The sequence below is a fragment of the Hankyongella ginsenosidimutans genome (assembly GCF_005144965.1).
GTDB lineage: Bacteria > Pseudomonadota > Alphaproteobacteria > Sphingomonadales > Sphingomonadaceae > Hankyongella > Hankyongella ginsenosidimutans.
The window spans coordinates 1,394,378-1,406,770 of sequence record NZ_CP039704.1 but is presented as its reverse complement, the minus strand read 5'-3'; the positions used below and the strand labels follow the sequence as shown (position 1 = coordinate 1,406,770).

The window sequence follows — 12,393 nt, the reverse complement described above, 5'->3', positions numbered from 1 at the left end:
AGCGCAAGGTCAGCCTTCCATCGCCTCCAGTTCCTTGCCGGCCGTCTCCTTGATGAAGGTGCGGACCAGGAAGAAGCTGACAATGGCGCAGCCGGCATAGAAGCTGTAGCTGAGCGCCAGACCCAGCCCCGCCGCCATGATCGGGAAGGTCTGGACGATCAGATAGTTCGAACCCCACTGGGCAAACCCGGCGACGGCGAGCGCGGAACCACGGATCTGGTTCGGGAACATCTCGCCGAGCATCACCCACATCACCGGTCCCCAGCTGGCGTTGAAGAAGATCACGTAAAGGTTGGCGGCAACCACGGCGATCAGGCCCAGCTCGGGCGACAGCGACAGCTGGCCCTGCGCGTCCAGGGTCCCCTGCGAGAAGGCATAGACCATCGCGAGCAGCGTGGCCGACATGCCGATCGATCCGATCAGCAGCAGCGGCTTGCGGCCGATCTTGTCGACCAGCAGCACCGTGACGATGCAGGCGCCGATCGAGACCACGCCGGAGGCGATGTTGATCAGCAGCGCGTCATTCTCCGTGAAGCCGGCGAGCTGCCACAGCGTTGCGCCGTAGTAGAAGATGACGTTGATGCCGACGAGCTGCTGGAACACCGCGATCAGGATGCCGGCCCAGACGATCGGACGCAGCACCGTGCCCTTGGCCAGCACGTCGGACAGGCGCGGCTTGTGGTCGCTGAAGCTCGCCTTGATTTCGGAGAGCTTCGTAACGGCGGTCTGTGCGCCGAACAGCTTGGTCAGCACGGTGCGCGCATCGTCGTCGCGCCCCTTGGCAACCAGATAGCGCGGGCTCTCCGGAATGAAGAACAGCGCGACCAGGAACACCGCCGCCGGGATCGCCTGCATGAGGTACATCCAGCGCCAGGCCGGCAGACCGGCGATCTCACTGGTCGACTTGCCGGCCGCCGCCGCGAGGTAGTAGTTCACCACGAAGGCTGCGGTGAGGCCGGAGATGATCATGATCTGCTGCAGCGTGGTCATGCGGCCGCGAATGTTGGCGGGCGCGACTTCCGACACATAGGCCGGCGAGAGCACGCTGGCGGCCCCGACCGCCATGCCGCCCATGATGCGGGCGAAGACGAACAGCGGCTGCGATCCGGCCAGGCCCTGGATGAGCGCACCGACCAGGAACAGCACGGCGGCGAGCATCATGACGTTGCGCCGCCCGAACAGATCGGCAAGGCGGCCAGACAGGGTCGCGCCGATGGTGCAGCCGATCAGCAGGGAGCCAACCGTGAAGCCCAGCCCTTCGTCCGACAGGGCAAAGGCGCTCTTCAGGCCATCCTGCGTGCCGTTCACGGCGCCGCTGTCGTACCCGAACAGGAGTCCGCCGATGGTGGCGACCGCCACGATCGCCACGACAAAGCCCATGTTGACCTGCTGGTCCATCTGCTCAGACATTCTCGATACCTCCCCGCTCCGTGATTGTTGTTAGAGCTTGCGGCGCATTGTTAGCGCTACCTTCAAAAAGAAAACCGGAGAAATGACATCAGCGACGATTGTTGCTGCGCACGGGCGGGCGACGACGCGGCGCGGCGTCGGACTGGCGTCTGATCAGCTCGAAATCCAGCAGCACATGCTGGGCAGCGCTGTGGCGGCCGGCGCGGCGCGCCTTGATGACCTGCACCAGGGTGTCGAGCGCGACCCGAGACATTTCGGCGATCGGCTGATGGATCGTCGTCAGCTCCGGCCAGATGGTTGTTGCCAGCGCCGTATCGTCGAAGCCGCAGACGGTCAGATCACCGGGCACATCCAGCCCGCGGCGATGGGCGACGGCGACGGTCGCGGCGGCCATGTCATCGTTGCTCGCGAAGATTGCCGACGGGGGCGTCTCAAGGTCCAGCAACTGCTCCGCTGCATCGAGGCCGGAACGGTAAGTGAATTCGCCCTGGGCCACATAGCGCTCATTCAGCGGCAACCCTGCCTCTTTCAGGGCGTCGCGAAATCCGTCCAGACGGCGGGTGCTGTCCGTATGGTTCAGATTGCCGATGATGAAGCCGATATCGACATGGCCGAGGGCCAGGATGTGCTGCGTCATGGCCTTGGCTGCGCCGTAGTTGTCGATGCTGACAGCGCTGTAGTCCTGCGAAAGCGAACCGGCTGCGACAGCAACCATGGGCATTCCGGCTTCTTCCAGGATGGCGCGCACGGCACTGTTTTCGCAGATCGGTGGCGGCAGGATTGCACCGTCGACCCCACTTGCCGCCAGCTCGCGGGCTGCCTCCACTTCCGGGCCGCCAACGTCGCATTTTTCGACCACGAGCTGGACATGGCTGCGGCTGGCCTGCTCAAGCCCCCGACCAGAAATTCGCTCAGGTACGCAGCGCTGGGGTTGCTGTACAGCAGGCCGATGCGGATCTGGCTCATGCCGGCAAGGCTGCGCGCCGCCGGGTTCGGGGCATAGTTGAGCGCCGCGATGGCCGCCTCCACCGTGGCGCGGGTTTCAGCGCGCACGCTGGCCTCGCCGTTGATGACGCGCGAGACCGTCATCGGCGAAACACCGGCGGTGCGTGCCACATCGCTGATCGTCGGTGCGCTACGGCGGCGTTTGGTGGGCTGCGACGACATCGGTGCTGTTTCGCTCTTATGAAGGCCCGCTCGCGCGGCGCTTGTGCGAAAACCTAGCCGTTTTCATATCGCATGCCAGCATATTTCGCGACGATACGCCACGCATACGACTGCATCGGCGCAGGCCCTCAAAAAGCGCGCCGGACGGCACAGCGCGCTGCGGCAAAGCAGGCTTCAGGCGTCGCGGCGGCCCAGCAGGCGCAGGCGCAGGGCGTTGAGCTTGATGAAGCCGGCGGCATCTTTCTGGTCGTAAGCGCCGGCGTCATCCTCGAAGGTCACGTGGCGCATGGAGTAGAGCGACTTGGGCGATCTGCGGCCGATCACATAGACCCCGCCCTTGTAGAGCTTCAGGCGCACCGTGCCCTCGACATGGGCCTGGCTGTGGTCGATCGCCGCCTGCAGCATCTCGCGCTCGGGTGCGAACCAGAAGCCATTGTAGACCAGTTCCGCATAGCGCGGCATCAGCTCGTCCTTCAGGTGCGCTGCACCGCGATCCAGGGTGATCTGCTCGATGCCCCGGTGGGCGGCGTGCAGGATGGTCCCGCCAGGCGTCTCGTACATGCCGCGCGACTTCATGCCGACGAAGCGGTTCTCGACCAGGTCCAGCCGGCCAATGCCATGGGTGCGGCCGAGATTGTTGAGGTGCGCCAGCAGCGTCGCCGGGGACATTGCCTGCCCGTCGACGGCAATCGCATCGCCGCGCGCGAAGTCGATGGTGATGATCTGCGGCTCGTCCGGCGCGTCTTCCGGGTGATTGGTGCGCGAGTAGACGTAGTCCGGGACGGTTTCCCATGGGTCTTCCAGCACCTTGCCCTCGGACGAGGTGTGCAGCAGGTTGGCGTCGGTCGAGAAGGGGCCTCGCCGCGCTTGTCCTTTGCAATGGGAATCTGGTTGGCCTCGGCGAATTCGATCAGCTTTTCGCGGCTGGTCAGATCCCACTCGCGCCAGGGGCGATCACCCGGACGTCGGGTTTCAGGCCGTAGTAGCCGAGCTCGAAGCGTACCTGGTCGTTGCCCTTGCCGGTGGCACCATGCGCCACGGCGTCCGCCCCGACGGCGTTGGCGATCTCGATCTGTTTTTCGCGATCAGCGGGCGGGCAATCGACGTGCCGAGCAGATACTGCCCCTCGTAGAGCGCGTTGGCGCGCATCATCGGGAACACGTAGTCGCGCACGAATTCCTCGCGCAGGTCCTCGATGAAGATGTTCTCCGGGCGGATGCCGAGCAGAAGCGCCTTCTGTCGTGCCGGCTCCAGCTCCTCGCCCTGGCCGAGGTCTGCGGTGAAGGTCACGACCTCGCAGGCATAGGTCGTCTGCAGCCACTTGAGGATGACCGAAGTATCCAGGCCGCCCGAATAGGCGAGCACGACTTTGCGTACGGGGAACTCGCAGGAGAATTCATGAGGGGCGACTCCGGTAGGGTTGACGGGCAAAGCATCTCCGCTTAAATGCGACCCGCAGCCGGGATCAAGCGGAGTGTCGCATTTAAGTGGAAAAGATGCTTTAGATTCATGGATTTCTAGAGCAACTTTGGACTTAAAATCCGCGCTGAGTATGCCATCAGGCTGATGCGGATTTAAAGTCCGTTGCTCTATTGCGGCTTATCGCAGGGGCAAGGCTTGCCAAGCGCTACCACAACGGACCCGCCATGACCGATACGCCCGAAGACATGCCTGAAGCCGCCCTGCCGGACCGTCTGTCCCTGGACCCGACCAGCCCGTTCCACGACGCTGACCTGTTGATGAAGGGGATCGGCATCCGCTTCAACGGGACCGAGCGCTTCAATGTCGAGGAATATTGCGTGTCCGAGGGCTGGATTCGCGTCGCCGCCGGCAAATCGCTCGACCGGCGCGGCCGGCCGATGACCATGAAGCTGAAAGGCTCGGTCGAGCCGTTCCTGCGCGAGAGCAACTAAACCTTGATCGTGTCAGAGGAATCGCTCTGACACGTGAATAAAGGTCCAACTCTTTGAAAAGAGCCTGATCCGTTCAGCGCCAGTCAGCCAGCCGGTCCTCGATCTCGCCGGCGACCGCCAGCTTCGCTTCCTCGGGCGCAAGGCCGTGGCGGCTCCAGAGATCGTCGTAGTCGGTCAACTGATGGCGGATCACGGCGCGCGCCATCTCGAGCACGGCATCGTTTTCCTGCCTGGGAGCAAGCGGCCGCCCGGCCAGCCGCCGCACGACCTCCTCGCGGTACAGGCCGGGGCAGCGCGGCAGCAGCCGCTGGACGAGCAGGGTCAGGGCGTTGCGTTCCATATCTCGCCGAAAAGGGTGTGGCGCGCCCGGTAGGGTTCGAACCTACGACCCCGAGCTTAGAAGGCACGTGCTCTATCCAGCTGAGCTACGGGCCGGGGATCGTCCTAGCGCCGGACTGCGCGTTACGCCAGAGCGTTCGCCCGGCGGGTGGCGGCACGCATCTGCATCAGCTCGGCGGTGATGGCCGCCAGCAGCTTGAGCTGTACGATCTGGGGCTGGCTGAGCGTGCGCGGCTGGCTGCCAATCACGCATAGGGCGCCGGGCCGGCTGCCGGTGCGCAGCTTCAGCGGGAAGCCGCCGTAGAAGCGGATACAGGGCTGGGAGAGTACCAGGGATTTTGCGCAAAACGCGGGTCTTCCAGGGCGTCCTCGATGATCATCGGCTCGTCGGAGCGGATGGTGTGGTCGCAGAAGGCGATCGAGCGCGGCGTCTCCGGAACGTCCAGCCCGACCCGAGCCTTGAACCACTGGCGCGACTCGTCGAGCAGCGAGATCACCGCGATCGGCGCCTGCGTGATCGCAGCCGCCAGATCGACAATGGTGTCGAAACTCGATTCGGCGTCGCTGTTCATGATGTCCAGCGCCTTGAGCTCGCGCAGGCGGACCTGCTCGAGAAGCGGGGAATAGTAAAATTTAAACGATGCGGCGTCCATCCGACCCGTTCCTGGAGCCTTTCCGGCGGAGACCGAGGCACTTTAACACAAGGGCCTCAAGCGAAGGCGATAAGAAAGGCTCTCACTCTTTGTGTAGACCCTTCTTGTCCGTTTTGATTGCCTCGCCAAAAGTGATTCAATCAAAAACGGGAAAGGTCTAGCTCTCGGTAGCAAAGCTCGTCCCCACTCTATACGCAGTGCAGGTTAACCGAGGATATACGCCGCGGGACAGGTGAGACCAAAGGCGACAACCGCTTCACAAAGCGCCAGCGATCCGCCACAAGGCTTGCGCAAAATCAACGAGAGGACATCCGCGATGACTGCCGTCGGCCAAGATACCCTGAAGACCCGCCAGACCCTGACTGTGGGTGGCGCATCCTACGCCTATTACAGCCTGGCCGAGGCCGCCAAGCACATCGGTGACGTCTCGCGGCTGCCCTTCTCCATGAAAGTGCTGCTGGAGAATCTCCTGCGCTTCGAGGATGGCGGTGCCACCGTCTCGGTCGACGACATCAAGGCCATGAAGGCCTGGCTCGACAATCCCAAGTCCGACCGCGAAATCCAGTACCGCCCGGCGCGCGTGCTGATGCAGGACTTCACTGGCGTGCCGGCGGTGGTCGACCTCGCGGCCATGCGCGACGGCATCCTGAAGCTCGGCGGCGAGCCGGCCAAGGTGAACCCGCTGGTGCCGGTCGACCTGGTGATCGACCATTCGGTGATGGTGGACCACTTCGCCTCAGCGGACGCCTTCGCCCAGAACGTGGCGCTGGAATACGAGCGCAACATCGAGCGCTACGAGTTCCTGCGCTGGGGCCAGAACGCCTTCAAGAACTTCCGCGTCGTGCCGCCCGGCACCGGCATCTGCCACCAGGTGAACGTCGAGTATCTGGCGCAGGTCGTCTGGTCGAGCGAGGACGCGAACGGCCAGACCGTCGCCTACCCGGATACCCTGGTCGGCACCGACAGCCACACCACCATGGTCAATGGTCTTGGCGTGCTCGGCTGGGGTGTTGGCGGCATCGAGGCGGAGGCCGCGATGCTCGGCCAGCCGGTCTCCATGCTGATCCCGGAAGTCGTCGGCTTCAAGCTGACCGGCAGGCTCCCTGAAGGTGCCACCGCGACCGATCTGGTGCTGACGGTCACCAACATGCTGCGCAAGAAGGGCGTGGTCGGCAAGTTCGTCGAGTTCTTCGGCCCCGGCGTGCAGACGCTGACCATCGCCGACATGGCGACCATCGCCAACATGGCACCGGAATATGGCGCGACCTGCGGTTTCTTCCCCGTCTGCAAGCCGACCATCGACTATCTGAAGTTCACCGCGCGCGACGACGCACGGATCGCGCTCGTCGAGGCTTACGCCAAGGCGCAGGGACTGTGGGCGGATGAAAACACCCCGACCCCGTGTTCACGGACACGCTGGAACTGAGCCTTGCCGATGTCGTGCCGTCGCTCGCCGGCCCGCGCCGCCCGCAGGACCGGGTCAGCCTCAAGGACGCCACCAGCGCCTTCGTCAACGAACTCACCACCTTCTACAAGAAGGGCGATGCGCCCGACCTGCGCGTGGCCGTCGAGGGCGCGGACTATGCGCTTGGCCACGGCGACGTGGTGCTGGCCGCCATCACCTCCTGCACCAACACCTCGAACCCGGCGGTGCTGGTCGCGGCCGGCCTGGTCGCCCGCAAGGCACGCGCGCTGGGGCTCACCCGCAAGCCGTGGGTCAAGACCAGCCTTGCCCCCGGCTCCCAGGTCGTGACCGACTATCTGGCGAAGTCCGGCCTGCAGGAGGACCTGGACGCACTGGGCTTCAACCTGGTCGGCTACGGCTGCACCACCTGCATCGGCAACTCCGGCCCGCTGCCCGACCCGATCTCGAAGGCGATCAATGCCAACGATCTGGTCGCCTGCTCGGTCTTGTCCGGCAATCGCAACTTCGAGGGCCGGGTGTCGCCGGACATCAAGGCGAACTACCTGGCCTCGCCGCCGCTGGTGGTGGCCTACGCGCTGCTTGGCACCATGCGCACGGACATCATGACGGCACCGATCGGCGAAGACCAGAACGGCAACCCGGTCCACCTCAAGGACATCTGGCCGAGCACGCAGGAAATCCAGGCGCTGATCGGCGAATGCCTGACCTCGCAGATGTTCCGCGAGCGCTACGCCAACGTGTTCCTGGGGACGCTGCCTGGCAGGGCATCAAGACCGGCTCCGGCCAGACCTACGGCTGGTCGTCGTCCTCGACCTATGTGCAGAACCCGCCCTACTTCCAGACCATCAGCATGACGCCGCCGCCGACCACGGACATCGTCGGCGCGCACCTGCTTGCGGTCCTGCCGGATTCGATCACGACGGACCACATTTCGCCGGCCGGCAGCATCAAGGAAGCCTCGCCCGCCGGGCGCTACCTGCTGGACCGGCAGGTGTCGAAGGCTGATTTCAACTCCTACGGCTCGCGGCGCGGCAACGACCAGATCATGGTGCGCGGCACCTTCGCCAACATCCGCATCCGCAACGAGCTGGTGCCGGGCACCGAAGGCGGGCTGACCAAGTCGCCGACCACCGGCGAGACGGTGGCGATCTACGACGCCGCGCAGGAGTATCAGGCCGCCGGTACGCCCACGATCATCATCGCCGGCAAGGAATACGGCACCGGCTCCTCACGCGACTGGGCGGCCAAGGGCACCAAGCTGCTGGGCGTGCGCGCCGTGATCGCCGAGAGCTTCGAGCGCATCCACCGCTCGAACCTCGTTGGCATGGCGGTGCTGCCGCTCCAGTTCAAGGACGGCATGACCCGCGCCGACCTGAAGCTCGACGGCTCGGAGTCCTTCGCCATCGCCGGCGTCACCAGCCTGAAGCCGCGCCAGGACCTGGAGGTGGTGATGACCCGCGCGAACGGCGAGACGGTGCGCTTCACCGTGCTCTGCCGCATCGATACCGAAAACGAGATCGACTATTTCTACGCGGGCGGCGTGCTGCCCTTCGTGCTGCGCAAGCTGGCTGCGTAGAGCGCGCGGGCGCTCACACAGATTGCACAGACATTGACCCATTGAGACACCGTCATCCCAGCGAAAGCCGTGATGACGAATAGGAGTGAAACTTAGACAGTGATGACTTTAGGTTGAACCATGCGTCATTGCGAGGAGGCCGATAGGCCGACGCGGCAATCCATGAAAACACGGGTGTTCCTGGATTGCTTAGGCTTTCCGCCTCGCAATGACGACTCTATCTAAAGTCACCACGTTCTGATGCCGCTTGCCCTCAACCGCCGTCGATGCTCTTGCCGATGACCTTGGGCCACTTGCTGTTGGCCTTGGCGATGTAGCCGGGGATGTCCTTATTCCAGGACTTGGCGACATCCGGGTTCTTGTTGAAGTAGAGCTTGCCGTCCACCACCTTGCCGGTTGAGGGATCGGTGCGGAATTTGCCGCCATAGGCAGTACCGAGCGCGCAGTAGCCGCCAAACTGCGGCGTGTAGGCCGCCGGGTTGGCCTCGAACGTCACCTTGTTCTCGGCACTGGCGAAGTAATAGGTTGCACCTTGATGCTTCGAGGCGAATTCGGGCTTGCCCGGCAGGCCCGCGCCCTTGAAGTAGGAGACCGGATCGTAGCCGCGGATCGCGACACCCTGATCGTTGACGAAAACCTCATCGGACGCCAGCGCAGGCGTGAGCACCGCGGCAACGCCGCCGGACAGGGCGAAGACCGCCGCAATGGCGGCCGCCTTGAGAATGACACGGCTCATATGGTCCTCCTGAAGCAGTCACATCGTACATCATTCGCCTTATCCGCGCATCGCGTTACAACACAGGCGACGAATTGCGCGCGCGGGATGAACGGGACGCCAGGCGTCGCGCTTGACGCCGTGCCGTGGGCGTGGTGAGGGGCGGGCATGGATGACGTCTCTCGCCCGCCGCAACATCATAGCGACGTCGACGCGCCGCCGCCCTGCCCGGCGGCGTATCGCTATACGCTGTTCCTCGAGGAGTATCAGGTGCAGGCGCGTATCGGCGTTCATGCGGCCGAAAAGCGCGCCCGCCAGCCCTTGAGCGTCAGCGTCGAACTGGAGGTCGCGGCACTCTCCGAGGCGGACAGCATCGAGGCGGTCGTCAATTACGAGGCGATCGTCGCGCACATCGAGGCGCTGGTGGCCGACCGGCACTTCAACCTGCAGGAAAGCTTCTGCCGCGACCTGATCGAACGCTGTCGCGCCATGGCCAATGTGTTCGCCGTCAGCGTCACCACCCGCAAGACCGCCGTCTACCCGAACGCGCGCGCAGTCGGCTGTACCATGCGTTGGCGCACGGGCTGAGGCGGGATGGCGCGCGACCGGATGTTACGGTAAAGGGCAAGAAAACACCAAACTGAGGTCGCCATGCCCGCACCCCGCCGCCGCGCTGCCCCGACGATCGATCCGGACCTGATCGCCAATCTGGAAGCGCTCGATGCGCGCCTGCGCTGGCTTGCCGCCTGGACCATCCACAACGCCAACCACCTGCGCGACAGCCGTGACGGCCTGAAGGTCGGTGGCCACCAGGCATCCTGCGCGTCGATCACGGCGATCATGGCCGCACTCTATTTCCACGCGCTTGGCCCGAACGACCGGGTGGCAGTGAAGCCGCACGCCGGGCCGGTGCTGCACGCGATCCACTATCTGCTCGGCCAGCAGAGCCTGGAACAACTGCAGGCGTTTCGCGGCCTGCGCGGCGCGCAGAGCTACCCCAGCCGCACCAAGGACCGCATCCCGGTCGATTTCTCGACCGGCTCGGTAGGGCTGGGTGTGGCGATCACCGCCTTTGCGTCGCTGGTGCAGGACTATCTGATCGCGCATGGCCAACTGGCGGAGGCGGACGCCGGGCGCATGGTCGCGCTGATGGGCGATGCCGAACTGGACGAAGGCAACATCTACGAGTGCCTGATCGAGGCCTACAAGCACGACATCCGCAACTGCTGGTGGATCGTCGACTACAACCGCCAGAGCCTGGACGCGACCACCGCCGACCGCATGTTCCGCCGGTTCGACGACATCTTCGAGACCTGCGGCTGGCGCGTGCTGACCCTGAAGTACGGCAGGCGCAGCGCGCCGCCTTCGCCCGGCCCGGCGGCGCGGCGCTGGAGCGCTGGATCGAGAATTGCCCGAACGCCGACTATGCCGCCCTCACCTACCAGGGCGGGGCGGCCTGGCGAACGCGACTCACCGCCGAGATCGGGCAGGAGCCGGGCGTCGCAGCGCTGCTGGCCGGTTACGATGATCCGGCGCTGGCCCGGTTGATGACCGGGCTCGGCGGGCACTGCATCGAGACCCTGCTGGAAGCGTTCGCCGCCGCGCAGGACGACACGCCGACCCTGTTCATCGCCTACACGATCAAGGGCTACGGCCTGCCGTTCCAGGGCCACAAGGACAATCATGCAGGGCTGATGACGCCGGCGCAGATCGCCGAACTGCGCACGAGCCTCGGCATCGCCGAAGGGGCAGAGTGGCGCCGCTCGCCGGGCTCGGCGACAACGCGGCAGCACAGGTGCAGGCGTTTCTGGATGCCGCGCCGATTCGCGCAAAGATCGGCGACCGGCCTTATGCCGCAGTGCCGGTGCCCGCCCGGCTGCCGGTTCCCGAACAGACCGAACAATCGACGCAGGCGGCGTTCGGGCGCATCCTGCTCGAGATCGCCAAGTCCGGCCAGCCGCTGGCCGAGCGGATCGTCACCACCTCGCCGGACGTCACGGTCTCGACCAACCTCGGCGCCTGGGTCAACCAGCGCGGGCTGTTCCGCCGCCGCGACTTTGCCGACGTGTTCCAGCAGGCGCGCATCCCGAGCGCGCAGAAGTGGTCCGGCGCACCCGCCGGCCAGCACATCGAGCTGGGGATCGCCGAGCATAACCTGTTCCTGATGCTGGCGGCGCTGGGCCTGGCCGCGCCGCTGTTCGGCACGCGGCTGCTGCCGATCGGCACCGTCTACGATCCGTTCATTGCCCGCGGCCTCGATTGCCTGAACTACGCCTGCTATCAGGACGCCCGTTTCCTGCTGGTGGCGACGCCGTCGGGCCTGACGCTCGGGCCGGAAGGCGGGGCGCACCAGTCGATCAATACGCCGCTGATCGGCATGGGTCAGCCCGGGCTCACCTACTTCGAACCCGCCTACGCCGACGAACTGGCGCTGATCATGGGCCATGCTTTCCAGCACATGCAGGCCCCGACGGCGGCTCGGTATATCTGCGCCTCAGCACCCGCGCCATCCCGCAGCTTGAGCGCGCGGACGCCGCCTGGGAGGCCGACGCACTCGCCGGCGGCTACTGGCTGAAGCCGCCCGGGCCGGGGCGGAGGCTGCGATCGTCGCGACCGGCGCGATCCTGCCCGAGGCCCTGGCCGCCTGGGACCAACTGGCCGACGATCTGCCAGGGCTCGGCCTGCTGAACGTCACCTCGCCCGATCTGCTGCATCGTGGCTGGAGTGCGGCGCGCGCAGCCCGCGGCAGGCGTGGCGTGGCGGGGCAGAGCCATGTCGACCGCTTGCTTGGGGCGCTCGGGCCGCACGCCGGGCTGGTGACCGTCATCGACGGGTCGCCGGGGGCGCTGTCCTGGCTGGGCGGGGTGCGCGGCCAGAAAGTCTCACCACTGGGGCTGGACCGTTTCGGCCAGACCGGCGACCTGCCCGACCTTTACCGGGAATATCGGCTGGATGCCGATGCCATCGTCGACGCCGCGGCGGAACTGTTTCTGTAAGCCAAGAAGGCCTGTGTGCGGATGCAAAACCCTCCCCTTTTGAGGGGAGGTGTCCGTCTGAAAGACGGACGGAGGGGTGAAAGGCCCACAGATGTCATGCATCCGCCACCCCTCCACCACCCTTGCGGGTGGTCCCCTCCCCTATGGGGAGGAATTATCAGCCGCGAACAGGTCTGCCAAGAGTCTGATGACTTTGGA

Annotated in this window: 8 protein-coding genes and 4 pseudogenes; 5 read left to right on the top strand and 7 right to left on the bottom strand. The window is 65.3% G+C overall.

Features of this window, described 5'->3' with window-relative positions:
* Window positions 1–9: 9 nt before the first annotated feature.
* Both E6W36_RS08195 and E6W36_RS08190 read right to left on the bottom strand, forming a co-directional pair.
* A complete protein-coding gene (locus E6W36_RS08195) occupies window positions 10–1,410 on the bottom strand; it encodes a sugar porter family MFS transporter (RefSeq protein WP_222874319.1) in 1,401 nt (466 codons plus the stop codon).
* Between the two features lie 88 nt (window positions 1,411–1,498).
* A pseudogene (locus E6W36_RS08190) lies at window positions 1,499–2,499 on the bottom strand (LacI family DNA-binding transcriptional regulator).
* Between E6W36_RS08190 and E6W36_RS18525 the strand changes: the two are divergent.
* A complete protein-coding gene (locus E6W36_RS18525; RefSeq protein ID WP_246048439.1) occupies window positions 2,426–2,599 on the top strand; it encodes a hypothetical protein in 174 nt (57 codons plus the stop codon). The pseudogene E6W36_RS08190 and the gene E6W36_RS18525 overlap by 74 nt on opposite strands.
* 152 nt (window positions 2,600–2,751) lie before the next feature.
* On the opposite strand, the pseudogene E6W36_RS08185 reads toward E6W36_RS18525, so the two are convergent.
* Window positions 2,752–4,008: pseudogene (locus tag E6W36_RS08185) on the bottom strand (argininosuccinate synthase).
* Between the two features lie 215 nt (window positions 4,009–4,223).
* On the opposite strand from E6W36_RS08185, the gene E6W36_RS08180 reads away from it, so the two are divergent.
* Window positions 4,224–4,490 carry a DUF3297 family protein gene (locus E6W36_RS08180; RefSeq protein WP_222874318.1) on the top strand — a complete coding sequence of 89 codons (267 nt, stop codon included), beginning with the start codon at window positions 4,224–4,226 and terminating at the stop codon, window positions 4,488–4,490.
* 73 nt (window positions 4,491–4,563) lie between these two features.
* On the opposite strand, the gene E6W36_RS08175 is transcribed toward E6W36_RS08180, so the two are convergent.
* From E6W36_RS08175 to E6W36_RS08170, 3 genes are all read right to left on the bottom strand, one after another.
* Entirely contained in the window at window positions 4,564–4,830 is a 267-nt protein-coding gene (locus E6W36_RS08175; protein WP_222874317.1) for a DUF2293 domain-containing protein, read from the bottom strand.
* 122 nt (window positions 4,831–4,952) lie between these two features.
* Entirely contained in the window at window positions 4,953–5,078 is a 126-nt protein-coding gene (locus tag E6W36_RS20590; RefSeq protein WP_281277500.1) for a hypothetical protein, read from the bottom strand.
* A 35-nt stretch (window positions 5,079–5,113) separates the two neighbouring features.
* A complete protein-coding gene (locus E6W36_RS08170) occupies window positions 5,114–5,482 on the bottom strand; it encodes a GAF domain-containing protein (protein WP_222874316.1) in 369 nt (122 codons plus the stop codon).
* A 316-nt stretch (window positions 5,483–5,798) separates the two neighbouring features.
* Here E6W36_RS08170 and acnA point away from each other — a divergent pair.
* Window positions 5,799–8,484: pseudogene (acnA, locus tag E6W36_RS08165) on the top strand (aconitate hydratase AcnA).
* Between the two features lie 253 nt (window positions 8,485–8,737).
* Here acnA and E6W36_RS08160 read toward each other — a convergent pair.
* Window positions 8,738–9,220, bottom strand: coding sequence for a YHS domain-containing (seleno)protein (locus E6W36_RS08160; RefSeq protein WP_222874315.1), 483 nt, complete (start codon window positions 9,218–9,220; stop codon window positions 8,738–8,740).
* Window positions 9,221–9,367: 147 nt separating this feature from the next.
* On the opposite strand from E6W36_RS08160, the gene E6W36_RS08155 reads away from it, so the two are divergent.
* Complete coding sequence (locus tag E6W36_RS08155; protein WP_222874314.1) at window positions 9,368–9,787, top strand: dihydroneopterin aldolase; 420 nt, start codon at window positions 9,368–9,370, stop codon at window positions 9,785–9,787.
* A gap of 63 nt (window positions 9,788–9,850) precedes the next feature.
* Window positions 9,851–12,195, top strand: a pseudogene (locus tag E6W36_RS08150) (transketolase family protein).
* Window positions 12,196–12,393 lie beyond the last annotated feature (198 nt).

Excerpts from the sequence above, each read along its gene's own strand:
- E6W36_RS08195 (WP_222874319.1), bottom strand. The coding sequence starts at position 1,410 with ATGTCTGAGCAGATGGACCAGCAGGTCAACATGGGCTTTGTCGTGGCG.
- E6W36_RS18525 (WP_246048439.1), top strand. The coding sequence starts at position 2,426 with ATGGCCGCCTCCACCGTGGCGCGGGTTTCAGCGCGCACGCTGGCCTCG.
- E6W36_RS08180 (WP_222874318.1), top strand. The coding sequence starts at position 4,224 with ATGACCGATACGCCCGAAGACATGCCTGAAGCCGCCCTGCCGGACCGT.
- E6W36_RS08175 (WP_222874317.1), bottom strand. The coding sequence starts at position 4,830 with ATGGAACGCAACGCCCTGACCCTGCTCGTCCAGCGGCTGCTGCCGCGC.
- E6W36_RS08170 (WP_222874316.1), bottom strand. The coding sequence starts at position 5,482 with ATGGACGCCGCATCGTTTAAATTTTACTATTCCCCGCTTCTCGAGCAG.
- E6W36_RS08160 (WP_222874315.1), bottom strand. The coding sequence starts at position 9,220 with ATGAGCCGTGTCATTCTCAAGGCGGCCGCCATTGCGGCGGTCTTCGCC.
- E6W36_RS08155 (WP_222874314.1), top strand. The coding sequence starts at position 9,368 with ATGGATGACGTCTCTCGCCCGCCGCAACATCATAGCGACGTCGACGCG.